This is a genomic window from Dyadobacter sp. CY261 (assembly GCF_021440085.1).
In the GTDB taxonomy this organism is placed as follows: Bacteria; Bacteroidota; Bacteroidia; order Cytophagales; family Spirosomataceae; genus Dyadobacter.
Genome location: NZ_JAKCPW010000001.1, coordinates 1,505,623 through 1,532,488 on the forward strand (window position 1 = coordinate 1,505,623; position 26,866 = coordinate 1,532,488).

The window sequence follows — 26,866 nt, forward strand, 5'->3', positions numbered from 1 at the left end:
AATTTTTTACAAAAGACTTTGCAATCGGATGGTCACGGCTTTCTTATGGGCGTCAAGTGATTCGGCTGCGGCCATGGCTTCCACCACGGGACCAATGTTGCGAATGCCGTCCTGTGTAATATGCTGAACGGTGATTTTCTTGACAAAACTATCCACAGAAACGCCGCTGTAAGCCCTGGCATAGCCATTGGTCGGCAAGGTATGGTTGGTTCCCGAAGCATAATCGCCGCAGGATTCCGGCGTGTAGTTACCCAGGAAAATAGATCCCGCATTATAAATTTTCTCCGTCACTTCTTCCGCATTGGCTACACTGAGGATAAGGTGCTCCGCCGCGTATTGGTTGAGCATTTCAATGGCTTCCTCTTCGGTTTCGACCAGGATCGCTTTGCTGTTAGACATAGCCTGGGCCGCCAGCTCTTTGCGCGGCAGCTCTTCCAGTTGCTCCGACAATGCGATATTGACAGCGCTAAGTAGCTTTTTACTGGTTGAAACGAGTAAAACCTGACTGTCGGCACCATGTTCGGCCTGGGAAAGCAGGTCGGCGGCTACAAAACATGGAAAGGCAGTATCATCGGCATAAACAGCCACTTCCGAAGGGCCCGCGGGCATATCAATCGCCACGCCTTCCTTGCTAATCAGCATTTTAGCAGTAGTAACATATTGGTTTCCAGGGCCAAATATCTTGTAAACCTTTGGCACACTTTCTGTTCCATAAGCCATTGCGGCAATAGCCTGCGCACCGCCAATGCGGAATGCTTTGGTAACCCCCACGAGTTTGGCCGCATATAAAATCGCCGGATGATCGGAAGGCGTGCAAAGCACAATCTCCTTACAACCCGCAATCCGCGCCGGGATGCCCAGCATTAATACGGTACTAAACAAAGGAGCAGAACCACCGGGAATGTAGATTCCCACCTTCTCGATCCCCACACTTTTGCGCCAACAGGTAACACCAGGCATAGTTTCCACCTTCTCGGGCGCTTGAAGTTGGCCTTTGTGGAATTTGTAAATATTCTCATACGCCTGCCCGATCGCCGCTTTCAGCGTATCATCCAGCAACTCACCTGCTTTGGCAAAATCAGCCTCGGCAAATGCCAGCTCGGTCAGTTCTGTTTTATCAAATTTCAATGCTAATGCCTTTATGCCGGCATCACCTTCACTTTTAACCTGTTCCAGAATGGGCACCACCCTGGCTTCTATATCCTTGGCTTCCAAAACGGGACGTGCCAGTAATGCAGGCCATTGCCCCCTTTCCGGAAATGGAATGATATTCATAATGTCAGAATCAAAACCCGGTTTAAGGGGAGCATTTTAAACAATCATTTTCTCGATTGGGATAACCAGAATCCCTTCCGCACCAGCCTGGCGAATTTTCTCTATATTCTCCCAGAACTCATTTTCATTGATCACCGAATGCAGCGAGCACCAGCCCTCTGTCGCCAAAGGCAGGATCGTCGGGGAACGCATACCAGGCAGGAACCTGGTGATATTCTCCACCGCGCTTACAGGGCAATTGAGCAAAATGTATTTATTGTTCTTCGCCATCTGTACCGATTTGATACGGAACAAAAGTTGGTCCAGCAGGTCTTTCTGTACATCCGAAAGGTTTTTGCTCGCGATCATGACCGCCTCCGAACGGAAAATCGTTTCCACTTCCTTCAAACCGTTGCTCAGCAAAGTGCTGCCCGAGCTCACGATATCGCACACCGCATCGGCCAATCCAATGCTAGGTGCTATTTCCACCGACCCGCTGATCTCGTGGATATCGGCGGTAACCTGATGAGATTTAAGATATTGTTCCAGCAAACGCGGATAAGTAGTCGCAATGCTTTTGCCTTGCAGGTCCTGCACACCGTTGTACTCCTGCTCGCGCAAAACGCCGATCGACAGGCGGCATTTAGAAAAGCCCAGCTTGTGAACCGTGTCCACATTCTTGCAGGATTCTTCCGAAACGTTTTCGCCTACAATTCCCAGATGTGCCACGCCGTCTTCCACATAACCGGGAATATCGTCGTCTCGAAGGAAAAGGATTTCGGCAGGAAAGTTGGTCGCGTCGGTTTTCAGTTTACCCGCGCCGTTGTCGAAACGGATGCCGCATTCCTTGATCAGTTTTAAAGAGTCTTCACTGAGCCTGCCCGATTTCTGGATGGCAATTCTTAAAATATTGTTATTCATAAAGTTATAGGTTGCTCGTGCAGCCGTTTGTCGGTATTTAAAAGGTTATTGGTCTTCCCGGGTCAGCAAAGTTAGGATATCTTCCGTTTTCAGTTTCTGCTGCTCGCCGGTTTTCATGTTTTTCAATGTCAGCAAGCCCGACTGGATCTCCTCCGAACCGATCAAAACCACGAACGGGATACTCTTGCGGTCGGCATAATCGAGCTGTTTTTTCAGCTTCACCGAATCGGGGTAAATTTCTGAGTTAATGCCTGCATTTCTGAATTTGGGAAGGATCGACAAGCCATAGGCAAATGCATCTTTGTCAAAATTGGAGATCATCACTTTCGTGCTCGTCTTCTGGCTTTCTGGAAAGAGGTTCAGTTCTTCCAAAACATCATAAATACGGTCGACACCCAGCGAAATGCCCACACCCGAAATCCCGGGAACGCCGAATGTGCCGGTAAGGTTGTCGTAGCGCCCACCGCCTGAAATGCTGCCGATCTGTACATTATTGGCCTTTACTTCGAAAATTGCGCCTGTATAATAGGAAAGCCCGCGTGCAAGCGTGACGTCAAACTCAATCTTCGCATTCTCCAATCCCAGGATCTTCACCATCGTCCACACTTCTTCGAGTTCCTGGATTCCCTTCAATGCAACCTCAGACTCCGCCAGCCAGCTTTTCAGTTTCATAAACGGATCGTTATCGCTCGAAAGGCTGAAAATCGGTTCCAGTTTATTGATACTATCAGAAGCAAAACCGCGTTCGAGGAGTTCCTCCACCACTTTATCTTTCCCTATTTTATCCAATTTATCAATCGCCACACAAAGCGGCCCCTCCATACCATGCGCCCCGATCATGTCCGCGATCCCGGTCAGGATTTTACGGTTGTTGATCTTAACAGTAAAATCGGTAATGCCCAATGCAGGCAGAATATCATGCAAAAGTGTCACAATCTCAGCTTCGCAAAGAAGCGAATCGGTGCCTACCACATCGGCGTCGCATTGATAAAACTCACGGTACCGCCCTTTCTGCGGACGATCGGCACGCCAAACCGGCTGGATCTGGTAACGTTTGAAAGGCATTGCCAATGTGCCGCGGTTCATCACCACATAACGCGCGAAAGGCACGGTAAGGTCGTAACGCAGGCCTTTTTCGGAAATTTTGGTGGTCAATGGCTTCGAGCCCGCATGCCAGTCGGCGTCGGTGAGGTTCCCGCTGAAATCGCCTGAGTTTAGAATTTTAAATAAAAGCTGATCACCTTCCTCTCCATATTTACCCATCAAAACAGAAAGGTTTTCAAAAGCGGGGGTTTCAAGGGGCAGGAAGCCGTATCGTTGGAAAGAGCGACGAATGGTGTCAAAAATGAAAGTACGCTTTGCCATTTGCTCCGGACCAAAGTCGCGGGTTCCGCGGGCAAGAGATGGTTTACTCATTATTATAATGCTGTCAAATGGGCCGTAAATGGCCTATGAAATCGTAAAGTTAGGGCAGGTTATGCAATATTTATGACTATTGCATGCATTATTTACGTTTAAATGCTTAATTTTGCGGCTCTTTCACAAAACAAACTTTTACAATGGGAGTTACGGAATTAAAACGTAAAGGTCGCAGAAACAAAGCAGTAGCAAACAACCGCACTGCGAAAATCAAAAACCTTCTACGCAAACCAGAAGTGCGCAATGTTGACGTTGAGGCTATCAAGGCTCAATTCGAAGCAAATAAAAAATAATAAGCCTCTTCGGAATGCTATTCAACTAGTCCTGTCAATCTGTTTTGGTAGGGCTTTTTGCTTTTTTACCCGATTTGTTTTTCGCGTGAGAAGCTTTCAAATTGACCTTCCGCAGCAACTGGCGCATGCTACGGCGTGTTTCGCGACGGACATCCAGTAAAATACGGAAACGCAGGGCTTCACCGAACATGATCAGGCCACCGTTAATGAGTGCCAGGCTGTAAAGGCCCAGCACGACCCAAACCTGCGTAGGTTCCCCGATTCGACGCTGATGCGCCGCTTCGCTGAGCACGGTAAGGCCGAAACTGAACAGCAACAGGCCTAATGGAGCTAAAATCATCCATTTAGTCCGTGTCGACATTTGCTTTATCAGTCGCTTGCCGGGTGGTTTCGGGTCAATCGAGGGGATCATTTATACAAGTTATTCGGTGTTGTGATCCTAAAATTATTAATTTTTAGTCAATTGGTTTAATGAAATCCATCATTAGTTTAGTTCTGCGCTACATCCCGCGACCGTATCTCCAACTCGTCGGACACTGGGCAGCGCGGTTACTCAGCATTTTCTATATCGGCAGCAACGTTGAATGCCCGGTGTGCAACAGCAGATACCGCAAGTTCCTCCCCTACGGACGCAACACATCAAGCCGCGAGAATGCGCTGTGCCCCAGCTGCCTATCCCTCGAACGCCACCGGCTGATGGCACTGTATATGAAGCGCAAAACCAATTTCTACACCGCCAACCTGAAAGTCCTGCACGTAGCGCCCGAATATTGCTTCATCGACCGTTTCGAGCAGATGAAAAACCTGGATTACATTACCGGAGACATCGAATCACCGCTCGCGAAGGTAAAAATGGACATACACCAGATCCCTTTCCCCGAGAATACATTCGACGTAGCCATCTGCAACCACGTAATGGAGCACGTAGACGACTATATTCTCGCCATGAGCGAGCTTCACCGCGTCCTGAAACCAGGAGGCTGGGCTTTGATCCAATCGCCTCAGGACATGAAATACGAAGTAACCTACGAAGACCCGACGATCACCGATCCAAAGGAACGTGAAATACATTTCCTTCAGAACGACCACTTACGCCTATTCGGCCGGAACTATGGCCGGGAGCTCGAAAAAGGGGGATTTAAAGTAACTGAGGATCGTTTTGTGATGGATGAATTGAGTAAAGCTGAGGTTCTACGCTATTCGTTGCCCGGCGAGGAGATTGTCTATTTTTGTCAGAAATAGTTAGAGTTTAAAAGTTTGGAGTTTAGAGTTTAGAGTTTAGAGTTTAAAAGTTTAGAGTTTAGAGTCTAAGGTTTAAAAGTCTAGAGTTTAAGGTTTAAACTCTAGACCACTTTAAACTCTGAACTCTTAACTTTAAACTTTAAACTCTGAACTTTAAACTCTGAACTTTAAACTCTTAACTTTAAACTCTAAACTCTGAACTCTTAACTCCTCACGAAGGATACTCAATCGCTGCGCCGGTTTCGCGGTGTGATTTGTTTTCCCAAAGCCTTTTCCACCCTTCCTGCACAAAGCCAATTCCATAGCCAAATAGCTGCACAAATGCAGCCCCAACGCTCAGAAAAGCTACTTCTGCGCTTTTCGTCTTTTTTAACGCATCAATGAAAAGTAGAGCCACGTAGGTAGCCAGAAACCATAATCCAAGGAAAAAAAATGGTTTAAAAATAAAAAACCACAACGGAATGCTACAAACGCCGAACGTAAATAGCAACGGAAACGTGTGCACGAGTTTCAGCTCCTCAGGATAATAGCGGGCGATATTGATACGGGCACGACCGAAAAACTTCAATTGCCGGAAAAACGCCCCGAATTGCGTCCTGCGTTTGTGGTAAATAAATGCCTCCGGAATCAATGCCGATTTAAAACCCAGCCGCAATGCCCCAATGCTAAACAGGATATCCTCCCCCATCCGGCTCGTCAGAAATCCGCCGGTCTGCTCCCAAACCTTCCGCGAAAGGCCCATATTGAAACTACGCGGATGAAATGTCCCGCCCATATTGTTCTTCCTTCCGCGAATACCGCCCGTGGTGAATACTGAAGTCATGGAATAGCTAATGGCTTTCTGAATGGGTGAAAATGAAGGGTGGTCCGTATCCGGCCCCCCATAGAGATCGACATAATCAGTATTCAGCCGGTTTTCAACAATCGAAAGATAGTTGGGCTCAATGAGCGCGTCCGAATCCAGCAGGATAAAATACTCGCCCGAAGCATGTTCAAAACCGTGATTACGCGCAAAACCCTGACCGCCGTTTTCCTTGTAGTAGTAATGAATGTCGAGTTTGTCCGCAAAGGATTTCACCACATCATCAGCTTTTATTTTCGATCCATCCTCTACAATCACAACTTCAAAATTTTGGTAAGTCTGTCGCGTCAAGCACACAAGCAATTCCTCCAACTCGTCGGGACGGTTGTAGACTGGGATGATGATCGAGTAGCGACGCATTTTTAATTTTGAATGACTGAATGACTGAATGAGTGAATGACTGAATGGGTGAATGGGTGGTTGGGTGAGCGACCGATTTGTCACCCTGAGCGCAGTCGAAGGGTAATGCAAGATGCTCATTGATTTGTCCGTTGAGCAACATCGTACAAGCCCTTCGACTCCGCTCAGGGTAACATTCAGCAAGACATGTTGACGACCTCCAAATTAACGAGTTATCTCAGCAAGCGCCTCTTCATTTGCTGCAATGATTCTATCCAGATGCACATCCGTGAGCGCGGTTGACAGGAACATTGCTTCGAATTGGCTTGGCCCCATATAAATGCCGCGGTTGAGCATCGCGTGGAAATACTTACCAAACAAAGGCAGATCCGAAGATTTGGCCGAAGGAAAGTCAGACACGGCATTCGGCGTAAAGAACAGCGTATACATGGAACCGATCTGGTTTAATGTGTATTTCAAACCTAACTTCTCCATGGAAGCCCTGAAACCCGCTGCCAGCTTGCCACCTGAATTTTCCAGCTGGGTATAAACTTCGGGGTGTTCGTTCAGATATGTTAGCATGGTGTAGCCGGCGGCCATCGCAATAGGATTCCCCGAAAGCGTTCCTGCCTGGTATACCGGGCCTGCTGGCGAGACATAATTCATGATCCCAGCCTTGCCTCCATAAGCGCCTACCGGCATTCCTCCGCCTATTATTTTTCCTAACGTTGTTAAATCCGGTGTAATTCCGAATCTTTCCTGCGCGCCGCCTTTCGAAAGTCGGAAACCGGTCATTACCTCGTCGAGAATCAGGACAATGCCTTCTTCATCGCAAATGCGGCGTAATCCTTCTAAAAATCCGTCTTTCGGCAACACACACCCCATATTACCTACAACCGGTTCAAGGATCAATGCGGCAATCTGGTGTTTGTTGGCGTCCACGAGTTGCTGAACCGCTTCAAGGTCGTTATAAGGCGCAGTAAGTGTATCATTTGCCACCCCTTTTGTAACGCCGGGGCTGTCAGGTGTGCCAAATGTGATGGCCCCACTGCCCGCGGCGATCAGGAAGCTGTCGCCATGACCATGGTAGCAACCTTCAAACTTAATGATCTTGTCCCTCCCCGTGTACCCGCGCGCAACGCGTATTGCCGACATCGTGGCTTCGGTACCGGAGTTTACCATTCTTACTTTTTCAATTGACGGCACCATCGAAACGATCAGCTCCGCCATTTCCACCTCCCTGCGCGTGGGAGCGCCGAAGGAGAATGAATGCTGAATGGCGTCGGAAACGGCCTTTTGAATCAGTTCATGCGCGTGCCCCAGGATCATTGGGCCCCAGGAGTTGATGAGCTCGATGTACTCGTTGCCGTCCTCGTCGTAAATGTATGGCCCCTTTGCCGACTTGATAAAAAGCGGAGAGCCACCCACCGCACGAAATGCGCGTACCGGCGAGTTAACGCCACCCGGAATATAATTTTGTGCTTTTTCGAAAAGTTGCTGACTCGTTGAAATATTCATTTTTGTTAATCGGTTGGTATTATCTGTCCACCGGCACCCATTTGGAGCCGCTGTATTTCAGGACAGGGGTAATCTGGTTTTCATTCGCCTTGGTAAAGTCAAAACCGGAGAGCAAGTACTCTTCGCTGCCGAATTTCCGCGATTGCAAGCCCGAAGGCAGCTTGTCCTTATACTTGGAAAGCATCCGGCCAAAGAAGAGCAACTGATCATAGCCCTGATAGGAATATACCGAAGGAAATGTGCTGGTTTTATTATAGTAATTTTTCTGGAATTGACGGATCGTTTCTTTCTCGCGATCCACGTAGTCGGCATCTACAAGCGACAAACGCGTGCCGTAGCGCGAGAGACGAGCCTGCTGGCTATTGAAGCTTGTAGAAGTCGCTATTACCGGCAGCGTGTTTAATTTCCGGCTATTCAGCACTTCGATCAGGTTTCCCCCCGATTCGCCGTCCGTCGAGAATAATGCCACATGCGCAGGTTTATTGATTTCAAAAGATGGAACATTGCTCTCCAACCATTCCTTGTCGGGCTGGATTTTCGCCATAACGGCCACCTTCCCTCCTTTGGCTTTCCATTCGCTTGCATAGGAAGCCGCCATAGCGGAATCCTTCGGCGTATTTCCGTAGTATATCACGGTACTCAGCCCTGGCGAAAGCGTCCGCATCCATTGTGCCGCTTTCTGGGTCTGGAAAGCAATAGATGGGTGACCGAGGTAAATGTTGGAACTTGATTTAAGCAAGTTAGCGTCTGTCGAAAGCGGGTTTAGCATAATCGCATTGCTACCTGCAACGAAATCCGCGGCCAGCTCGAAAGTACCCGAATATAATGGGCCAATCACCATGTCGGATAGCTGGAAGTTCTTATTACCGGCGATTGTTTGCATGCTTTTCGCGTCATTGCTAACGTCGTAAGCCCACAGGTTAACAGTGATTCCTTCCGTTTGGAGCTGCTCTTTTGCGATTGTCAGGCCGAGGTAATAATCATAGGCAAACTGGTTCGAACGGCGTTTCGAGCTCGCGAATTCATCCAGACGGAACGGCAGCAGCACGGCCACATCCAGGTAACCTTTCGTCCATTGCATATCGGACTTCGGTGTGCTGCGCTTAGGCGCTTCTTCTACCTTTTCACTCTTTTTGAATTTGAACTGCTTGTCGAGCTGCTCGGCATATGCAAGATCGCCCTGCGCAGGTGTACGCGATGACTGTATAGATTGATACACCATCAGCGCAATGTCGCGATCGGAAGAATATTGCTTTTGAAGTTCTTTGAGCTTCAGGAAATCATTGATCGCCCCTAAATGATGCTGCTTCAAAGCCTGAATGTCCTTGTTAAAGGAAGAGTCTTTGATCTTCGCCAACTGATCGAGGCCATCGTTGATCTGCCCGTTCGCCAGACTAATGGAGCCCAGCAGGTAGTAAACGTCATTGATCTTATTCCAGCCAGGATAGCGGCTTTGCAGTTGGAGCAGCATCGGCCGGGCATCCTTATAGCGCTTCAGCTGGTACGCACTCAATGCATAATAATAATGCGCATAAGGCGAATAGGCCGTCTTCGCATTCACGCTCGTCATAGGATAGAACTTATCCATCGCAACGGCGTATTTACCTGTTTTATAATCTGCCAGAGCCGACCGGTACCGGCTTTCCATCTGCACATCACCCTGCGCGAAGGAAGTTTGGTACAAACCGATCTGGACTGTCAAAATCAAAAAAAAGATAACTTTCATCAGGATTCCGGGGTCAAGATTTGGCTGATCTTTGGACTACAAAAATCAGCCCAAAATGGAAAAAAACGGGCAATATCCCAACTGGAACATTGCCCTTTATATTACGATCTAAAAACGCTTTTATTTCTTTTTAGACTTTTTCTCTAATTCAGCCTGTTTCTTTTTCGCCTCGTCCGCAGCCTGTAACGACTTTTCTAGATACTTCTGGAATTTGTTCTGCTTCTTCTCGCCGGTGGCGTTTTTCTTGCGGTTTTCTTCAAGGATATTTTTGATTTTATCCTCATTGACAAATCGTTTGATCAGAAGCTGCTGCGCGATGGTTACGATGTTCGAAACAAAGTAGTAGAACGTCAGACCTGCTGGGAACGAGTTCAGGATAAACATGAACATCAGCGGCATTACGTAACCCAGCGCCTTCATATTCACCGGTCCTGGCTGCGTTGGCGTGTTCTGATTGTTGTAATAAGCATAACCAATGCTGGACACCGTCATCAGGATCGTGAACAAGCTAATGTGGTTACCAATGCCGAAAGGCACAACGAAAGGCAGCTTAAAGAACGAGTCGTAAGTCGAAAGATCGCTTGCCCAAAGGAATGATTGCTGGCGCAGCTCAATCAGGTTCGGGAAGAGGAAAAAGAGTGAAAACAGGATAGGCATTGTAGCAAGTACAGGCACACATCCGCTCAACGGGCTCACGCCTACCTGCTGATAAAGCTTCATTTGCTCCTGCTGCTGCTTCGCTACATCGTCCTTGTTCTGTTCGCGGATCTGTTCCAGTTCCGGTCCAAGGATCCGCATTTTCGCCATGCTGATGTACGATTTGTAGGTCAGCGGCGTCAGCAATGTTTTTACAAATAATACCAATAGAATAATCAGCAAGCCATAATTGCTTACAAATCCTTCCAACAGGTTGAAAAGCGGAACAAGGACAAACTTGTTGATCGGTTTCAGGAATGCGTAACCCAGGTAAACGTTCTGGTCAAAATTCTCTGCTTTTACCTTATCTACAATGTGATATTCGTTCGGGCCGAGGTAGTACTGGAAATTCGCCTCGCCTTTCTGAACAGCGGCTACCGGGATACCGGCCGAAACATTCATATTCTTAACGATCACTGAATCATCCGGATTCACATTCGCACGTAATACGACGTTGCTGAACGGGTGTTTTTCGGAGATCAGACCCGCTAAAAAGTATTTGTGCTTAATAGTGAACCATTTAACCGGATCAGCAGTCTTTTCCTCCTCATTGGCTGTGGGGCTGGTAGCAAGGCTTTTCAGCTCGTCCGTGTAGTAGTTAACAGTAACCACCTCACGGTTTTTCTTCATATCGTTTTCAAGTTGCAGCAGGTCGTTGTCCCAGTGGAAGTTCAGCGATTTGTTCGCAGGTAACACGCCATTTGCTTTGATACCGTAATCAATCACATAACCCGTACCGCGCACCACGTAAGTTTGTTCAACTACCTGGTTGTTTTTCAGTGTCGTACGATAGGTAATTACAGCTGAATCCTTCTCCGCGAGCTTTTTGTCCTGTGCATCGGTGGTGAAAAACTGGTCTGTAAGCCTTACATCGCCGGTTTGCGTAGGCAGGTCGATCTGGAAACTGTTGTGATTTTCAGCAATCAGGTAAAGCGGCTTCTGATCGTAGGTTTTATATTTTTTCAACATTACCTCCTTCATCACCCCACCCTTGTTGGTGAATACCACGCGGGTATCCTGGGTTTCGATCACCAGGTCCTTTTGCGGAATGATGGAAGTTGAATCAACTGATTGTGAGGATTTTGGGGTTGAGTCGGAAGCAACCGAAGCGGCTTTGGGGGCTGCCTTCTTTACTTCTGCTACCGGTGTTGGTTCCACAGGTTTCGGGACCAGTATCTGGTAGCCTATGAGCATCAGCATGATCAATACCAGGCCGATTACAAAATTTTTATCCATTATTTACTTTAATTGTTGGAAATAGTATACCGCAAAGGGTCGGCAAAGGTAACAAGAAATTTTTCTTGTCACCTTTAAATTGTGATTAGTGGGAAACCGGGTTCAATGTTTCAACCGACCTTTTTTGCAATGAGTAAGTCAGCGCAGCAGCTACAAAATGAACGAAGATCGGGTGCGGGTTCATTACTGTGCTTTTCAGCTCCGGGTGGAACTGTACACCTATGTAGAACGGATGCGAAGGCAGCTCGACCATTTCAACCAGGTTGTTGTCCGGATTGATACCCGTCGCAATAAGACCTTTTTCATCGAATTCTTTCAGGTATTTATTATTGAACTCGTAGCGGTGACGGTGACGCTCGCTAATATTGGTTTTACCATAAATTTTGTGAGCCAATGAATCCTTTTTGATCCGGCAAGGGTAAGCGCCTAGACGCATCGTTCCGCCTTTATTGGAAACATCTTTTTGGTCTTTCATCAAGTGGATCACCGGATGGTCGGTAGCGGTATCCATTTCAACTGAATGCGCATTTTCCCAGCCTACGACGTTACGTGCGTATTCGATTACGGCCATTTGCATACCCAGACAAATCCCAAAGAAAGGAATGTTGTTCTCACGCACATATTGGATCGCCGCGATCTTGCCCTCGATACCACGCTCGCCGAAACCCGGTGCTACGAGCACACCATCGAGGTTTTCCAGTTTTTCTACCGTATTCTCGGCAGTAAGGCTTTCCGAATGGATCCATTCGATATTCACCTTGCATTCGTTGGCAGCGCCGGCGTGAATAAACGACTCGACGATTGATTTATAAGCATCGTGCAGCTCTACGTATTTACCTACCAGACCAATGCGGACGGAGTCGACCGGGTTTTTCAGTCTCGAAAGGAATGTCTTCCACGAATCGAGGTCCACATCCTTGTCATTGTAAATGTCGAGCATGTATAATGCACGCTGATCAAGTCTTTCTTTCAGCATGAGCAGAGGCACTGCGTAAATCGTATCGGCGTCCATGGCTTCAATCACCGAGTTGACCTGTACGTTACAGAACAACGCAATTTTCTTGCGGATGTCATAAGGCAATGGATGCTCCGTGCGGCACACGAGGATGTCGGGCTGGATGCCCGATTCCTGCAACATTCTCACCGAGTGCTGCGTTGGCTTCGTTTTCAGCTCTCCTGCCGAGTTCAGGTAAGGGATCAATGTCAAATGGATAACCAGTGTATCCTGATGGTCCATTTCGAATTTCACCTGACGAACCGCTTCCAGGAACGGCAGTGACTCGATATCCCCTACGCAACCTCCAATTTCCGTAATCACAATGTCGTAATCGCCGGATTGACCCAGCAACAGCATGTTTCTTTTCAGTTCGTCCGTAATATGTGGAACAACCTGTACAGTCTTTCCAAGAAAGTCGCCGCGACGCTCGGCCGTGATAACGTTGTGGTAGATACGCCCGGTGGTAACATTATTGGCCTGCGAGGTCCGAACGTTCAAAAAACGCTCGTAATGCCCCAAATCCAGGTCAGTTTCAGCCCCGTCATCCGTTACGTAGCATTCCCCATGCTCGTAAGGATTCATGGTACCCGGATCGATGTTCAGGTACGGATCGAATTTCTGGATAGTTACTGAGAGCCCTCTGGCTTGTAGTAGTTTAGCTAGTGATGAGGCAATGATTCCCTTGCCAAGTGAAGATGTAACACCGCCCGTAACGAAAATGTACTTAGCGGTCTTTCGTGCTTTGGAAGCCATAAGACTTTGCTTTTTTTCTATGATTACGGGATACAAAGATACAGGATTATTAGAAGAATCTAAGCAGGCCCTGTTTAAATATTTGACTGGGAAACAGTAAGCGCCTGGAAGTCTGGGAAGTAATAAAATATAATTTTTTCCTGCCCGACGTGCTGCAAATGCACTTTTATGTAGTAAAGTATAGGGTTAACCGGCTTGATAAAATGGGGATTTTTTTCTGTAAAAAAATATGGCCGGGTAATTTATATTTTCAAACAAAACTTCACCTTCGGCTGCATATCGTCAAATGCATTGAACAACATATAAAATAAGGTAACCAAAGACTTTTGCAGAACTTAAATTTCTATTTTGCAAAAATTCCAAACCTACATAACCTCTTAAAAAATGATCAGAAAATTTCTGCTCCTGCCTGCATTGCTTTGGTGCGGCGTTGCCTCATTTGCCCAGAACACGGGCGACGCAAAGAAACCGCTCAATATTATCGTCTTTGGCGCCCACCCCGATGACTGTGATCTCGGTGCCGGCGGCATCGCTTCTATTTATTCCTCCATGGGCCACAAAGTAAAGTTCGTTTCGCTTACCAACGGCGACAAAGGACACCAGGACATTGGCGGCGGAGAATTGGCTAATCGCCGCTATAAAGAAGCACAGGAAGCTGCACGCCGCTGGGGTATCCAATACGACATTCTCGACAACCACGACGGCGAGCTCTTTCCTACGCTCGAAAACCGCCTGGCCGTGATCCGCAAAATCCGCGAATGGAATGCGGACGTGGTCATTGCACCCCGCACAAACGACTACCACCCCGATCACCGCAATACAGGCATTGTCGTTCAGGATGCTGCATATATGGTAATCGTCCCCAACATGCTCAGCAGTGTCCCGCCATTGACAAAGAATCCCGTGTTTCTCTATTTCCGCGACCGTTTCCAACGACCAAACCCATTTCGTCCTGATATCGCAATTGACATCACCGAAAATCTTGCTAAAAAAGTGGAAGGACTGGATGCACACGTTTCCCAATTTTATGAGTGGCTCCCCTGGACAAGCGGAGATCTTGCTAACGTTCCCAAAGACGTCACCGAGCGTAGAAAATGGCTGCTGACATCCATGGAAAAACGCTCGTCTGTGAACCCGGAAATCAAGCAATCGCTTGACAAATGGTACGGCACAGAGAAGGCCGCACAGGTGAAATATGTCGAAGTTTTTGAGATTACAGAGTATGGAAAACAACCGAATGCAGAGGAAGTAAGGAGGTTGTTTCCAATGCTCCCGAAACTTTAATTTTGAATGACCGAATGACCGAATGATTGGATGAAATTACTCAGTCATTCAATCATTCGGTCATTCAAAATTATTAGGACATTTCCACGAATCACTTCAAGCAAAAAAGTAACCGTTATTGCAAATTCGTTTACTCTTACTACGATAACCGATCTTTGAAGCTTTCATATCCGTACGATCGGATGAGTTGAAAATCCTGCTCACTTTTCCACATCCCAATGGAAGGTAAATTAACGCCGTTAAATGTTGTGGTCTTTACCATGGTGTAGTGGATCATATCCTCAAATATGATTTTATCACCAATTTCCAGCGGCTTGTCAAAGGAGTAATCTCCCATGTAGTCGCCTGCCAGACAGGTCATTCCTCCCATTCTGTAAGTCGGTTTGCCGGGCTCCGGTTCCTGGTAAGCGCCGCGAATGACGGGCTTGTAGGGCATCTCCAGCGTGTCTGGCATGTGGGCTGCAAAAGAGGTGTCCAGAATGGCTACATCTATGCCTTGGCTGTCGAGCACGTCGAGTACTGTGGCGTACAATACTCCGGTGCGCCAGGCGATAGCCGAACCGGGTTCCAGGATCACTTCCAGATTGTACTTCTCCTTGATAGTACTAACTAATTTAATTAGCTTGCTAATGTCGTATCCTTCCCTTGTCATCAGGTGGCCGCCGCCCATGTTGAGCCACTTGGCCTGATGCAGCAGATCGCTGAACCTGGCTTCCAATGCTTCGAGTGTGCGCTCCAGCGTGTCGGAGCCATTTTCGCAGAGCGTATGAAAGTGAATGCCGTCGATCCCTGAGGGAAGCTCGTCGGGTAGTTTGTCGCGTGTTACGCCAAGGCGTGATCCTGGTACGCATGGGTTATACATGTCGGTCTCCACCTCGGAGTACTGCGGATTTACCCGAATGCCGCACGACAAGGTCTTGTCAGGATTGGCTGCCTTGTATGCCTCTACCCTACTTTGAAATCGCTCCCACTGGCTCAGCGAATTGAATGTAATGTGGCTGCTGCGTTGCATAATCTCTTCAAACTCGCTATCGAGGTATGCAGGCATGTATGTATGCGACTGGTAGCCCATGAAATCATTGATGAGTTTTACTTCATTCAGTGAACTGGCCGTCGCCCCCGAGAGGTATTCCTTCACGATCGGGAATGCGCTGTACATGGAAAACCCTTTAAGCGCGAGGATGATCTTACATCCCGCCGCCTTCTGCACCGAGTCGATGAGTTCGAGGTTTTTTCGGAGCAATTCCTCTTCCAGAATGAAACACGGGGACGGTATTTCTTTAAAATCGATGGGCATTTGTTATAAATCAGTGTTTGTGGGATCTTCTTGCATGCAATGATTGCATAATTTTGTACACAAAACTATAAGTTTGAGTTTCCAAATCATGACCATTTTTCTAACATCCCCGCCAACCTGCCTATGTCCTTCCTTGTTTTAGATATCGAAATGACCGGACCAGAGCCGGGCTGGAACGAGATTATCCAGATCGGTGCGGAGTTTTTCGACGACAACTGGCGGTCTCTGGGGACATATCTGCAAAACGTCTATCCCGAAAACGAGGAGGCATTTTCCGTGAAATCTGAGGAAGTACACGGTCTGTCGCTCGGCGACCTGGAAGACGCGCCGATGATCTACGATGTGCTTCCGGAGTTCGAAAAGTGGATCAAAAAGCTCAATATGGGCAAACCTAGCCTCGCAAATGTTATTATTTGCGGGCAGAGCGTAATCAACGATATCAACTTCCTCCGTTTCGCCTATCGGAACGAGAAAATGAAATGGGGCTTCTCCAACAAGCAGCTCGACCTGCATACCGTCTCCTATTTATTCTTCCAAATCCTCGAAAAAAACGGCAAACAGGTCCCACGTTCATTGAGCCTCGGGTCGGTGGCGAGCTACTTCGGTTTCGAGCGTGAGGAGGAAACGCACAATGCATTGGAAGACGCGCGCCTTACTGCCAAATGTTTTAAAGAATTCTTCAAGCTCATCGACCAGGTCAAACTAGCATGATCGACTATAATCCCAAAGATTGGTTCCGTTACATATTCTATTTCCAAAAGGCAGACACGGTACGCAAACTGGCGCCGATGATCTTTACGATGGCCGTCTATTCAACCGTTGTCGCCTACTTTATTATTGTACATTTCAAAATCAGCGAAAACAACGACCTCAAAAACATCTCGCTGATGCACTCGCTGCTGGGCTTTGTGATATCGATGTTGCTTGTATTCCGGACAAACACCGCTTACGATCGCTGGTGGGAAGGCCGGAAGCAATGGGGCTCGCTCATGAATGGCAGCCGCAACCTGGCCCTGAAGATAGCTGGGTTACTTGGCCCGGAGCACGTCGCTGAGCGTGAGTTTTTCATGAAAATGATCCCCAATTACGCACTCTCCCTCAAAAACCATTTACGCAATCGCTACGTCGCCGAGGATTTTGAGGATACGACATTATATAAGAAGTCATCACTCATCACCGCCGACCATATCCCTAACCAGATTGCCGCGGCGCTGTTTGCCAAAGTGATCGAATTACAGCGGAAAGGTGTGTTGCTACCCGAGCATACGATATTGCTGAACCATGAGCTGGAAGGGTTTACGAATATCTGCGGTGCTTGCGAACGGATTAAGAATACACCCATACCACTGTCTTACAGTTCTTTTATCAAGAAGTTCATCTTTATTTATTGCCTCACGCTGCCGATCGGATACGTGTTCAGCCTGCATTTCCTCGTCGTGCCGTTCGTGATGTTCGTGTTTTATATTCTTGCGAGCCTGGAAGTGATCGCGGAGGAAATCGAGGATCCTTTCGGCGAGGACAGCAACGATTTGCCGGTCGACCGAATTTGCAAGGGCATCCACACATCTGCTTACGCACTGCTTAAATAGGGACAAACACCGCAAAAAATTAGAAAGTGGTTAGAAACTTATTAAAATCAAAATTTTTTACGGGATTTTCATAAGTGCATTTTTTACAGTGTTCTGAGCAATTTTTAAAACTTTTTACAAAAAGGCCTTGCTAACAAACCTAATTTGGTAAAAGATCCCATTTTTCCTTAAAATTTACGCTTAAACCAAACCTAATTTGGCTAAATGGGCTGAAAGCGCTAAAATTAGAGCATTTGATTATGGTTTTTTCTGTTATTAATTTTCATACAACCCCTCCCCAAGGTGGGGTGGCAAAGTGAAGATTAAACGATTACCAACATGAAAAAAGCCACTTTTTTAACTACCATATTAGTCGCCGGACTCTTTACAGTTGCCGCCAGCGCGCAATCGATCGTAGATCCCGGTATTTCAGTTTATAATTACAAACATCCCAACAAAGCTGCACAGGCAAAGGCAGCCGGTAAGGATCAAAATACGATCCGCGTTGCCAACATTCGCACGGTCGAGCGTTTTGGCAAATACCAAAAAGGCTATGTAAGCACTACTCCTAAGTACGCGCCAAGGCCCGCAACATTGGTCGTGATCCGCGAATACAAGCCGGAAGGTGTTGAAATCAGCCCACTGACTTCACCGCGCAATTATAAGACTCCGACGTTGAGCCCGACCAAGGACACAGCGCAAATGGCCGATTACTATACCACGCCAGACAAAGTTTATCCTACACGGGATTAACCGTAGGCAACCGATAATAAACGCCGGTCTTTCGAGGTCGGCGTTTTTATTTTGTACCTGCGGCATTGTACAACCCCAATAGTTATTTGAATTCTATATTTATTTGAGAAATCACAAAACCGGTCTGGAATGGATAAACAAAAGCTACAAACAGATCTTTTCGTGTATAGATGCCATCAAAAATATATCCTACTATTTACCAAAAAGTTAAAATTAAGCCAATTAGGAGTTTTTTAGGCTTTTTTTGTCTGTTTTAAACTACAAATTTTCGACCCTTCAAAAAACTAAATTCTTTCCATTCAGAGTGCTAATGCGTTGAAAATTAATTTGATGAATGATTGAATTTTATAGTTCAATGTTTGAAAAGGATATGAATGGTACGAAAACCGGCAGGTAATTTTGAACACAATCCTGATAACCTGTTTCTTTTAATAACCAGACATGAATCCTAAACCACTCATTTTCGCAGCATTTCTCGCATTCACCGCTACGGTCGGCCATGCAACGCAGGCGCAAGCCATTCGCATCTCCGATCCGGGCATATCTGCCCACAATTATAAACATCCAAACAAAGCGGCAGCGGGGCCGAAGGCCGGGCTGGTTGTCGAATCCTCAAATCCGGTGCTCGCTGCCCGCTTTGCTACATTGAACCTCGGGCGGCCAAATCTAGACCCCACGCCCAAATATGCCCCGCGCGAAGTAAGGTTCGTCGTATTCACACGCCAGCACAAGCAACGGAATGTCATTAACCCACTCATCTCAGTCCGCAATTATAAAACGGGTAATGGTGTACACGCGATCAAGGCCGTTCAGGAGGTCGAATGGATTTGTGGTACGATGTAATTATAACAAATGCTACCATTACCAGCCGGTGTTACCCACACCGGCTTTTCCTGTTGTAAGTCCCCAAATGATTTAACCGGGAAAAACTTGGACGATAGAAAGGCTTACTCCTATTTAATTAATTTTTAACCCCCTGGCTTTGTAGCCATTATTTGAATTTCATAATTTCAGCTCATGATACCGAATGAGACCGTAGCGCATTTTTACCAGACGCACCCAGCTGCGAAAGGGCTAAAAGGTCCGGACAAAACGACCGGGGATGAAGGGCACTTTAATGTCTTCTCCCGCGTATTCTGCAGCAAATACACTTCTTACGCCCGGCGCGACTTTTATAAGATCTCGCTGATCCTCGGAAAAGGAAAGATTACCTACGGCAACCAGGAAATAGAGATCAACCGCAATGCCCTCGTTTTCTTCAATAGAAACGTCCCTTATTCGTGGCAGGCACTCTCGGATGAGCAGTCGGGTTACTTCTGCCTCTTTACCGACCAGTTCCTGAGCACGATCAATCGCTCGGCGACGGTAAGCGACTGCCCTATCCTGCGCAGCGACGCTATTCCGGTGTATTTTATTAATGAGGAACAACAAGAATACCTGCTCAGTATTTTCGGTAAAATGCAGGCAGATATCGAATCGAGCTACGTGCACAAGTACGATCTCATGCGCAATTACGTAAACGTGCTCTCACACGAGGCCATGAAAATGCAGCCTTCGGGTACCAGTGATGTACATGTCAACGGTTCGGCAAAACTTTCGTCCCTCTTTTATGAGTTGCTCGAAAGGCAGTTTCCGATCGAATCCCCTGAGCATAAGCTCAAACTGAAAACCGCCAAAGATTACGCGATACGCCTTGGCGTGCACGTAAATCATCTGAACCGGGCTTTGAAAGAAATCACCGGAAAGACTACCACCGAACACATCATCGACCGCGTGCTCGCCCAGTCGAAAGTAATGCTCCGGCACTCCAACTGGAGTGTGGCCGAGATCGCATTCTGCCTGGGATTCGAGTACCCCGCCTATTTTAATAACCTCTTTAAAAAGCAAATTGGCATCACCCCCAAGTCGTATCGCGTTCACGAACGCTAGGCATGTTTGAATTTTATAAGATATTGTTTGAAAGTAATAAACACGCTCACTAAGCCCGGAATTACCTTTGCGAAGCAATTCGAAGGGCCTGGCTGCCCACCGCTGTGGTAGCCAATCATGATGTCCACACACTCGCCCCGGTTCAGTTGCCATATAATTCTGAATGCAAATGACATCAAAGAAGTACTTCCCCTCCCTGCTGCTGACCCTCTCGCTGGTCGGTGCCGGTGAACAACTGAGTGCCCAAACGCTCACATTACAACAGGCCGTTGAAACGGCGGTCGCCAACTACGGAAGCATCAAAGCCAAGAACAACTACCTCAGCGCTTCCAAAGCCACTGTTCTTCAGAGCAAAAAAGAGTATTTGCCCAATCTCAACCTCTCTGCCCAGCAGGACTATGGTACGGTGAACGGACAGAACGGTCCGCTTTACGGTCTCGGCCTCTCGGTGGCGTCTTCGGGGCTTCCCTTGCCGCAGCAGAATTGGAATTCCGCATTCGGGGCATTGTACCTGACGAATATCAACTGGGATTTCTTCGCTTTCGGCCGGGCACGCGAACGTATCAACGTTGCCCAGTCCGTCGTAAACCGCGACCAGACTGATCTGGAACAGGAGCGATTCCAGCATAGCGTTCGCGTGGCAGCCGCTTACCTGAACCTGCTGGCCGCTCAGCGCCTGATGCGTTCGTGGCAAAACAACCTGGAACGTGCCAATGCATTGAAAACTGTGGTGGTTACCCGCGCCAAAAACGGGCTCATACCGGGTGTCGATTCGTCCCTGGCTAATGCGGAAGTTTCAAATGCCAAGATCAGCATTACGCAAGCGCGCGACTTTGAACAGGAACAGGCCAATACCCTGGCCAGATTAATGGGCATAACCGATCAGCATTTCCAGCTCGACAGCCTGTTGCTCGCCCGCGTTCCCAACATCGCCGCCGATTCGACTACCCGCATTGAAAACCATCCATTGCTGAGGTTCTATTCCAACCGCATTGCCGTCAGCGAGCAGCAAGCCAAGTACTTTCATACGCTCGGAATGCCGACATTCTCATTGTTTGGGGTATTTCAAGGTCGCGGTGCCGGATTTTCTTCGAACTACGCAAGTGATCAGACAGCCTACACACATAACTATTTTGAAGGTATCAAACCGGTGCGGGCCAATTATCTGCTCGGTATTGGCGCCACCTGGAATATGACGAGCATTCTGCGAACGCGTCAGCAAGTGATGTCGCAAAAGTTTGTTTCCAATGCACTGAAAGAAGAATACGACCTGGCCGATCAGCAACTGAAAAACCAGCTCATTCTTTCCGAAAACAAGATTAGTAACGCCATTACCAATTACCGTGAGGCGCCTGTTCAGGTACAATCTGCTTCCGATGCCTACTTGCAGAAGAGTGTTTTGTATAAAAACGGCCTCAGCAATATCGTGGACATGACGCAGGCACTCTACGTCCTGAACCGCGCCGAAACCAGTCGCGACATTGCCGCCACCAATATCTGGCAGGCGGTATTGCTCAAAGCCGCGGCGGCGGGGGACATTGGCATGTTCCTGAACCAATAGCGCTCGCCCGCTAACCGAATTTAATATTACAATTCCTCTTGTACCATGGATTTAATACGTTTTGCATTACGTAAACCCATAACCATCATGGTGATGGTGGCCGGTTTATTCTTTTTCGGTATCAATGCCGTGCGGAACATTAAGGTCGATATTTTCCCCAAACTGGATTTGCCGGTGATGTACATTGCCCACCCGTTTGGGGGATACACGCCCGACCAGATGGAGACTTTCTTTGCGAAGCAGTACATCAATATCCTCCTCTACGTCAACGGTATCAAAAGTATCGAAACGAAGAACATCCAGGGCCTTACCCTGATGAAGGTGAACTTCTACCCCGGTACCAATATGGCCCAGGCGTCGGCGGAACTCAGCGCATTCACCAACCGGGCGCAGGCTATTTTCCCGCCGGGCTCCAACCCACCATTCATTATCCGGTTCGACGCCTCGACTCTGCCCGTTGGACAACTGGTTCTGAGCAGCGAAAAACGCAGCAATAACGAGCTTCTGGATCTCGCGAACGTGTACGTGCGCTCTACATTTACCTCTATTCCCGGTCTGGTTTCGGCCCCTCCGTTTGGTGGAAACATCCGTACAGTTGTGATCAAGGCCGATCCGGAACTGCTTCGGGCACATAACCTCACGCCCGACCAGCTTGTGGAAGCTCTGCGTGTGAATAACCAGACGGCTCCGTCCGGCAACGTGCGTATCGGTGATAAAAATTACATTACGCCTACTAACACGACTATTCACACGGTAAAGGAGTTTGAAAATATTCCGCTTTTTAAAGGCGGTGTGCAAAACCTTTACCTGCGCGATGTCGCAACCGTGGAAGACGGTGCCGATGTGGCTTCCGGCTACGGTCTTGTGAATGGCAAGCGTTCGGTATATCTGAGTATTGCCAAAAGTGCCGATGCTTCGACATGGGAAGTGGTACAGAACCTCAAAAAAGCCATTCCGCGCATTCAGAGTACATTGCCGGAAGATGTGAAAATCAGCTACGAGTTCGACCAATCCACTTATGTGATGAACTCGGTGATGAGCTTGCTCACGGAAGGTGCTATCGGTGCAATCCTGACCGGCTTAATGGTACTTCTCTTCCTCGGCGACGCCCGTGGTGCATTGATCGTGATCCTGACCATCCCCACGTCGATCATTTCAGGCGTCTTGTTCCTGAACCTTTTTGGTCAGACTATTAATATCATGACATTGAGCGGATTAGCATTAGCAATCGGTATCCTTGTCGATGAAAGCACGGTGACGATCGAGAACATTCACCAGCATTTTGATATGGGTAAACCAAAGGCGCTGGCTATCTGGGACGCTTGTAAGGAAATAGCATTTCCAAAACTACTGATCCTTTTCTGTATCCTCGCCGTGTTCGCCCCTGCCTTCACCATGGGTGGAATTCCGGGTTCATTGTTCCTGCCGCTGGCGTTGGCGATTGGTTTTAGTATGATCGTTTCTTACTTCCTGGCCCAGACATTCGTGCCGGTTATGGCCAACTGGATCATGAAAGTGAAACATCACCACAAACCTGACGGCTCGACCATGACTGATGCCGAAGAATTTGCCGCATCCGGCCTCAGCAAGGATCCCGACGCGCAGAAAGAAGCATTTATCCACCGCGCCGATGCCGACCGCAATGGAAAGGTGAGCACCTTTGAGCGGATCAGAGCACGTTTCATGCGCTTCATTAACCGGGTAATGCCTTTCCGTAAACCCATTGTAGCCACCTACCTGATCGTGACAACCGCATTAGCCGCTCTCTTGTTGGCCAATATTGGCAAGGATGTTTTACCAAAAGTAAATGGTAGCCAGTTCCAGGTGCGCCTGCGTGCTCCCGAGGGCACACGCATGGAACGTACGGAGGAGAAAACGCTGAAAACGATCGATATTATTGAAAAGATTGTGGGACCTGAAAACGTGTCGGTAACCTCCGCCTATGTCGGCCAGCACCCTTCACTGTTTTCTGTAAACCCGATCTACCTGTTCATGGCAGGCCCTCAGGAAGCAGTTTTGCAGGTGGGCTTGCATGAAGGTTTTCATATCAATCTGGATGAACTGAAAGAAAAAATCCGGAAGGATGTGAAGCAGGCGATCCCTGATCTGGCCATGTCGTTCGAGCCGATCGAATTGACTGATAAGATCTTAAGCCAGGGCTCACCTACCCCGATCGAGGTAAGGATGTCGGGCCGCGACAAGAAGCTCAATGAGCTATATGCGCAGAAGGTAATCGCGAAATTGAAGGAAATCAGCTACCTGCGTGATATTCAGTTGGGCCAATCGAATAAATACCCGGCAATCAAAATCGAGGTTGACCGTATGCGAGCTGCGCAGCTGGGCGTGGATATGAATGATGTTTCCAAATCGCTCATCGCGTCGACGTCCTCATCACGCTATACCGACAAAAATATCTGGGTTGATGAAAAAGGCGGTTATAGCTACGCCGTGCAGGTGCAGGTTCCCGAAAGCAAAATGAACAGCGTCCAGGAAATTGGCGAGATACCATTGCTGAGGAATGCCAACCGCCCGGTGCTAGGTGACATCGCGACCATTACACCCGACACAACTTACGGTGAGAATGACAACCTCGGTGCAATGCCCGTCCTTTCGGTAACAGCCAACTTGAACAACAAAGACCTCGGCGTTGCACAAGCCGATGTAAGGGACGCACTTGCCTCGCTTGGCGAACTGCCCCGCGGACTGACCGTCGAGCTGGTAGGTTTGAGCCAAACATTGACCGATACCCTCGACAGCCTTCAAAATGGTCTGGTAGTTGCCATAATAGTGATCTTCCTGATGTTGGCGGCCAACTTCCAGTCATTTAAAGTGTCTGCCGTGGTACTTGCAACCGTACCAGCGGTAATCCTAGGATCACTCGCCTTGTTAATGGTAACGGGCTCCACATTGAACCTTCAATCGTACATGGGCATTATTATGTCGGTGGGGGTATCGATCTCCAATGCAGTGCTTTTGATTACCAATGCCGAACAGCTCCGCAAACACAGTGGCAATGCCATCGAAGCTGCAAAGGAATCGGCGGCACTTCGCCTCCGCCCTATCGTAATGACCGCCGTAGCGATGGTGGTGGGTATGATCCCGATGGCGAGCGGGCTTGGTGAAGCGGGTGACCAGTCGTCGCCACTGGGCCGGGCGGTAATCGGCGGGCTTATCGCCTCGACGTTCGCGGCACTGTTCATTCTCCCGCTTGTTTTCGCTTGGGGGCAGGAAAAAACATCGACGCAAAGCGTTTCGCTAGATCCGGAGGATGAAGAAAGCAAGTACTATGTTCCTATGACCCGTTAATTTAAACATCGAACCTATCCGACCATGAGACATATTCATCAAATCGCCATGACCGTTCTCGTTGCAGGTGCAGCGACGGTCCTTCAAAGCTGCGGTTCATCGAGAGCCGAAGAAGAAGAGCACAAAAAAGCCGCAGCCGAGGCAAGCGCAGGAGCTGCGGTGGTGGACGCTTTCCCGCTTAAAAAAGAACAGCTCGCATCGAATATTCAGATCCCGGGCGAACTGATTGCATTCCAGCAAGTGGATATTTATGCCAAAGTGAGCAGCTTTGTCAAAAAACTGCATGTGGACGTGGGCAGCGAAGTCCGTGAAGGTCAACTCCTGGCGACTATGGAAGCTCCTGAGCTCACTTCGCAGTTGGTGACCAGCGAATCCCGCCTGAAATCATTCGAAGCCATTTACCAGGCCAGCAAAGCGAATTACGATCGTTTGCTGGAAACCAGCAAAACACCGGGGACGGTTTCCCAGAATGACCTGGATGTGGCATTGGCCAAACAACGTTCCGATCTCGCCCAGCTCGACGCCGCACGCTCGGCCAGCCGCGAGATTACCGATACGCGCAACTACCTCGAAATTCGGGCACCATTCAGCGGCATTATTTCCGCACGTAATGTAAGCACGGGCGCCTACGTGGGACCATCGGGCAAAGGCTCTGAATTCCCGCTTTTTACGCTCGTAGAGCAGCGCAAACTTCGTCTGGTAGTGAGTGTACCGGAACAATACACCAGCTATCTCAAAAATCAGAGCCAGGTAACGTTCAAAGTGAAGTCGCTGCCCAATCAGAGTTTTCCAGCCAAGGTTACCCGTCTTGCAGGTGCATTGGACGCGCGTTTACGCTCCCAACGGACGGAAATGGATGTAGCTAACGGTGATAGAAAACTTTTGCCCGGTATGATCGCCGAGGTTTCGATACCATTATCCGGTGATGCCGGTACATTTGCGGTTCCAAAAACGGCGGTACTGAATTCCACAACAGGAACTTTTGTCATCAAAGTCGCAGATAACAAGGCGGTATGGGTGCCGGTCAAAACGGGAAGCAGCAGTGCAGACAAGACCGAGATTTTCGGTGATGTAAAAGAAGGTGATGTGCTTGTGAGAGTCGCTAATGAAGAGATCCGCGACAATTCAGACCTAAAAAACGTAAAGCAAACGGAAATCTAGTTACATCACCTTAGGGCTGTTTTTCCATCGTTCTTCAATACGATTCTTAGTTTAAAACCTGCAAGATCGGTCTTTACCTCACGGCAAAGGCCGTTTTTGTAGAAATACACCCCTTCCTTTCCGTCCGGCAATGTAACGCCGTACTTCCCTTCGGAGAGCTTGCGAACGTTGCACATCTTTCCATAACGTTCGGAATAAACTTCTGTAATATTGACTGGTTCCTTATAATAGAGGCTTGTAATCGTCGTGCTGATCGGCTTGTTGACGACCACGCTGGGTTTGTCTTCCCCATCTTCACCGGAGAACAGTACCTCGTACAATGTTCTCGTGCTGCTTTTGGTAAGTGTCTTCTCTTTGAGGTCGCCGTTCACATGGTGTGCACAGGTAGCAGACACGAGTTTACCTTGAATATAATTGGTCTGGGTCGAGTATGTTCCTTTGTAAAACATCACCTTGAAATTCGACTCAATGCGGTGCGTCTCTGCATTACTGTCTACCCCTTTCTCATCGAATACTCTCAACGACCCGATGGTCCGACCCGCGATCATCACATCATAGACATTCTGGCCTCTGGCAACCGAAAAAACAAGCATTATCAACCCGATAGCGACAAATCTTGATACACGCATTTTCATGTTGTTTTAAGTTCTTAAGCAGTGTGCGACTATTTTATAACTACATTATTTTCATTCCTATTGCCTTTGAAGGAAGATTATCAAGCTGTTAACTTAAAACAATGCGCGGGGAAAGT

At 48.1% G+C, this 26,866-nt stretch carries 22 protein-coding genes; 11 read left to right on the forward strand and 11 right to left on the reverse strand.

Annotated elements, in window-relative coordinates; all coding sequences use genetic code 11:
- Positions 1–6 precede the first annotated feature (6 nt).
- The 3 genes from hisD to hisS are packed head-to-tail and all read right to left on the reverse strand — an operon-like array spanning position 7 to position 3,591.
- Positions 7–1,275, reverse strand: a complete 1,269-nt coding sequence (hisD, locus tag LZD49_RS05945) for a histidinol dehydrogenase (protein WP_234666398.1) — start codon at positions 1,273–1,275, stop codon at positions 7–9.
- A 36-nt stretch (positions 1,276–1,311) separates the two neighbouring features.
- On the reverse strand, positions 1,312–2,175 hold the full coding sequence (gene hisG, locus LZD49_RS05950) for an ATP phosphoribosyltransferase (protein WP_234666399.1): 864 nt from the start codon (positions 2,173–2,175) through the stop codon (positions 1,312–1,314).
- A gap of 45 nt (positions 2,176–2,220) precedes the next feature.
- A complete protein-coding gene (hisS, locus tag LZD49_RS05955; RefSeq protein WP_234666400.1) occupies positions 2,221–3,591 on the reverse strand; it encodes a histidine--tRNA ligase in 1,371 nt (456 codons plus the stop codon).
- Between the two features lie 143 nt (positions 3,592–3,734).
- Here hisS and LZD49_RS05960 point away from each other — a divergent pair, with 143 nt between their 5' ends.
- The gene (locus LZD49_RS05960) at positions 3,735–3,887 is read left to right on the forward strand and encodes a hypothetical protein (protein ID WP_015810647.1); all 153 of its coding nucleotides are present in this window, start codon (positions 3,735–3,737) and stop codon (positions 3,885–3,887) included.
- Between the two features lie 34 nt (positions 3,888–3,921).
- Here the strand turns inward: LZD49_RS05960 and LZD49_RS05965 are convergent, their stop codons facing one another.
- Positions 3,922–4,299 (reverse strand): hypothetical protein, encoded by a 378-nt coding sequence (locus LZD49_RS05965; protein ID WP_234666401.1) that lies wholly within the window; start codon positions 4,297–4,299, stop codon positions 3,922–3,924.
- A 59-nt stretch (positions 4,300–4,358) separates the two neighbouring features.
- Here LZD49_RS05965 and LZD49_RS05970 point away from each other — a divergent pair, with 59 nt between their 5' ends.
- Complete coding sequence (locus LZD49_RS05970; RefSeq protein ID WP_234666402.1) at positions 4,359–5,129, forward strand: class I SAM-dependent methyltransferase; 771 nt, start codon at positions 4,359–4,361, stop codon at positions 5,127–5,129.
- 211 nt (positions 5,130–5,340) lie between these two features.
- Here the strand turns inward: LZD49_RS05970 and LZD49_RS05975 are convergent, their stop codons facing one another.
- From LZD49_RS05975 to LZD49_RS05995, 5 genes are all read right to left on the reverse strand, one after another.
- Complete coding sequence (locus tag LZD49_RS05975) at positions 5,341–6,351, reverse strand: glycosyltransferase family 2 protein (RefSeq protein WP_234666681.1); 1,011 nt, start codon at positions 6,349–6,351, stop codon at positions 5,341–5,343.
- Positions 6,352–6,555: 204 nt separating this feature from the next.
- Positions 6,556–7,848, reverse strand: coding sequence for a glutamate-1-semialdehyde 2,1-aminomutase (hemL, locus tag LZD49_RS05980; protein ID WP_234666403.1), 1,293 nt, complete (start codon positions 7,846–7,848; stop codon positions 6,556–6,558).
- Positions 7,849–7,867: 19 nt separating this feature from the next.
- Positions 7,868–9,574, reverse strand: coding sequence for an ABC transporter substrate-binding protein (locus tag LZD49_RS05985; RefSeq protein ID WP_234666404.1), 1,707 nt, complete (start codon positions 9,572–9,574; stop codon positions 7,868–7,870).
- 120 nt (positions 9,575–9,694) lie between these two features.
- Entirely contained in the window at positions 9,695–11,506 is a 1,812-nt protein-coding gene (yidC, locus tag LZD49_RS05990) for a membrane protein insertase YidC (protein WP_234666405.1), read from the reverse strand.
- A gap of 85 nt (positions 11,507–11,591) precedes the next feature.
- Entirely contained in the window at positions 11,592–13,256 is a 1,665-nt protein-coding gene (locus LZD49_RS05995) for a CTP synthase (protein ID WP_234666406.1), read from the reverse strand.
- A gap of 384 nt (positions 13,257–13,640) precedes the next feature.
- Between LZD49_RS05995 and LZD49_RS06000 the strand changes: the two genes are divergently transcribed.
- Positions 13,641–14,540, forward strand: a complete 900-nt coding sequence (locus LZD49_RS06000) for a PIG-L deacetylase family protein (RefSeq protein WP_234666407.1) — start codon at positions 13,641–13,643, stop codon at positions 14,538–14,540.
- Between the two features lie 139 nt (positions 14,541–14,679).
- Here LZD49_RS06000 and nspC read toward each other — a convergent pair whose 3' ends face one another.
- Entirely contained in the window at positions 14,680–15,837 is a 1,158-nt protein-coding gene (nspC, locus tag LZD49_RS06005) for a carboxynorspermidine decarboxylase (RefSeq protein WP_234666408.1), read from the reverse strand.
- Between the two features lie 123 nt (positions 15,838–15,960).
- On the opposite strand from nspC, the gene LZD49_RS06010 reads away from it, so the two are divergent.
- The 8 genes from LZD49_RS06010 to LZD49_RS06045 all read left to right on the forward strand — a co-directional run bounded on the left by LZD49_RS06010 (position 15,961) and on the right by LZD49_RS06045 (position 26,115).
- A complete protein-coding gene (locus LZD49_RS06010) occupies positions 15,961–16,548 on the forward strand; it encodes a 3'-5' exonuclease (protein WP_234666409.1) in 588 nt (195 codons plus the stop codon).
- Entirely contained in the window at positions 16,545–17,426 is an 882-nt protein-coding gene (locus tag LZD49_RS06015; RefSeq protein ID WP_234666410.1) for a bestrophin family protein, read from the forward strand. The genes LZD49_RS06010 and LZD49_RS06015 overlap by 4 nt, the downstream gene beginning before the upstream one ends.
- A 318-nt stretch (positions 17,427–17,744) precedes the next feature.
- Positions 17,745–18,158 (forward strand): hypothetical protein, encoded by a 414-nt coding sequence (locus tag LZD49_RS06020; RefSeq protein ID WP_234666411.1) that lies wholly within the window; start codon positions 17,745–17,747, stop codon positions 18,156–18,158.
- Between the two features lie 441 nt (positions 18,159–18,599).
- Entirely contained in the window at positions 18,600–19,001 is a 402-nt protein-coding gene (locus LZD49_RS06025) for a hypothetical protein (protein WP_234666412.1), read from the forward strand.
- Between the two features lie 174 nt (positions 19,002–19,175).
- Positions 19,176–20,087, forward strand: coding sequence for an AraC family transcriptional regulator (locus tag LZD49_RS06030; protein WP_234666413.1), 912 nt, complete (start codon positions 19,176–19,178; stop codon positions 20,085–20,087).
- Between the two features lie 169 nt (positions 20,088–20,256).
- Entirely contained in the window at positions 20,257–21,648 is a 1,392-nt protein-coding gene (locus tag LZD49_RS06035; RefSeq protein ID WP_234666414.1) for a TolC family protein, read from the forward strand.
- A 45-nt stretch (positions 21,649–21,693) separates the two neighbouring features.
- On the forward strand, positions 21,694–24,954 hold the full coding sequence (locus tag LZD49_RS06040) for an efflux RND transporter permease subunit (RefSeq protein ID WP_234666415.1): 3,261 nt from the start codon (positions 21,694–21,696) through the stop codon (positions 24,952–24,954).
- 24 nt (positions 24,955–24,978) lie between these two features.
- The gene (locus tag LZD49_RS06045) at positions 24,979–26,115 is read left to right on the forward strand and encodes an efflux RND transporter periplasmic adaptor subunit (RefSeq protein ID WP_234666416.1); all 1,137 of its coding nucleotides are present in this window, start codon (positions 24,979–24,981) and stop codon (positions 26,113–26,115) included.
- Between the two features lie 5 nt (positions 26,116–26,120).
- Here LZD49_RS06045 and LZD49_RS06050 read toward each other — a convergent pair whose 3' ends face one another.
- Positions 26,121–26,744 (reverse strand): DUF6134 family protein, encoded by a 624-nt coding sequence (locus LZD49_RS06050; protein WP_234666417.1) that lies wholly within the window; start codon positions 26,742–26,744, stop codon positions 26,121–26,123.
- Between the last annotated feature and the right edge of the window lie 122 nt (positions 26,745–26,866).

Bases quoted from the DNA above. Each gene is read 5' to 3' on its own strand.
- LZD49_RS06020 (WP_234666411.1), top strand. From the start codon at position 17,745: ATGAAAAAAGCCACTTTTTTAACTACCATATTAGTCGCCGGACTCTTT.
- LZD49_RS05975 (WP_234666681.1), bottom strand. From the start codon at position 6,351: ATGCGTCGCTACTCGATCATCATCCCAGTCTACAACCGTCCCGACGAG.
- LZD49_RS05995 (WP_234666406.1), bottom strand. From the start codon at position 13,256: ATGGCTTCCAAAGCACGAAAGACCGCTAAGTACATTTTCGTTACGGGC.
- nspC (WP_234666408.1), bottom strand. From the start codon at position 15,837: ATGCCCATCGATTTTAAAGAAATACCGTCCCCGTGTTTCATTCTGGAA.
- LZD49_RS06025 (WP_234666412.1), top strand. From the start codon at position 18,600: ATGAATCCTAAACCACTCATTTTCGCAGCATTTCTCGCATTCACCGCT.
- LZD49_RS06015 (WP_234666410.1), top strand. From the start codon at position 16,545: ATGATCGACTATAATCCCAAAGATTGGTTCCGTTACATATTCTATTTC.
- LZD49_RS06040 (WP_234666415.1), top strand. From the start codon at position 21,694: ATGGATTTAATACGTTTTGCATTACGTAAACCCATAACCATCATGGTG.
- LZD49_RS06030 (WP_234666413.1), top strand. From the start codon at position 19,176: ATGATACCGAATGAGACCGTAGCGCATTTTTACCAGACGCACCCAGCT.
- hisG (WP_234666399.1), bottom strand. From the start codon at position 2,175: ATGAATAACAATATTTTAAGAATTGCCATCCAGAAATCGGGCAGGCTC.
- hisD (WP_234666398.1), bottom strand. From the start codon at position 1,275: ATGAATATCATTCCATTTCCGGAAAGGGGGCAATGGCCTGCATTACTG.
- LZD49_RS05985 (WP_234666404.1), bottom strand. From the start codon at position 9,574: ATGAAAGTTATCTTTTTTTTGATTTTGACAGTCCAGATCGGTTTGTAC.
- LZD49_RS06045 (WP_234666416.1), top strand. From the start codon at position 24,979: ATGAGACATATTCATCAAATCGCCATGACCGTTCTCGTTGCAGGTGCA.
- LZD49_RS05960 (WP_015810647.1), top strand. From the start codon at position 3,735: ATGGGAGTTACGGAATTAAAACGTAAAGGTCGCAGAAACAAAGCAGTA.
- hisS (WP_234666400.1), bottom strand. From the start codon at position 3,591: ATGAGTAAACCATCTCTTGCCCGCGGAACCCGCGACTTTGGTCCGGAG.
- LZD49_RS06010 (WP_234666409.1), top strand. From the start codon at position 15,961: ATGTCCTTCCTTGTTTTAGATATCGAAATGACCGGACCAGAGCCGGGC.
- LZD49_RS06000 (WP_234666407.1), top strand. From the start codon at position 13,641: ATGATCAGAAAATTTCTGCTCCTGCCTGCATTGCTTTGGTGCGGCGTT.
- LZD49_RS06035 (WP_234666414.1), top strand. From the start codon at position 20,257: ATGACATCAAAGAAGTACTTCCCCTCCCTGCTGCTGACCCTCTCGCTG.
- hemL (WP_234666403.1), bottom strand. From the start codon at position 7,848: ATGAATATTTCAACGAGTCAGCAACTTTTCGAAAAAGCACAAAATTAT.
- yidC (WP_234666405.1), bottom strand. From the start codon at position 11,506: ATGGATAAAAATTTTGTAATCGGCCTGGTATTGATCATGCTGATGCTC.
- LZD49_RS06050 (WP_234666417.1), bottom strand. From the start codon at position 26,744: ATGCGTGTATCAAGATTTGTCGCTATCGGGTTGATAATGCTTGTTTTT.
- LZD49_RS05970 (WP_234666402.1), top strand. From the start codon at position 4,359: ATGAAATCCATCATTAGTTTAGTTCTGCGCTACATCCCGCGACCGTAT.
- LZD49_RS05965 (WP_234666401.1), bottom strand. From the start codon at position 4,299: ATGATCCCCTCGATTGACCCGAAACCACCCGGCAAGCGACTGATAAAG.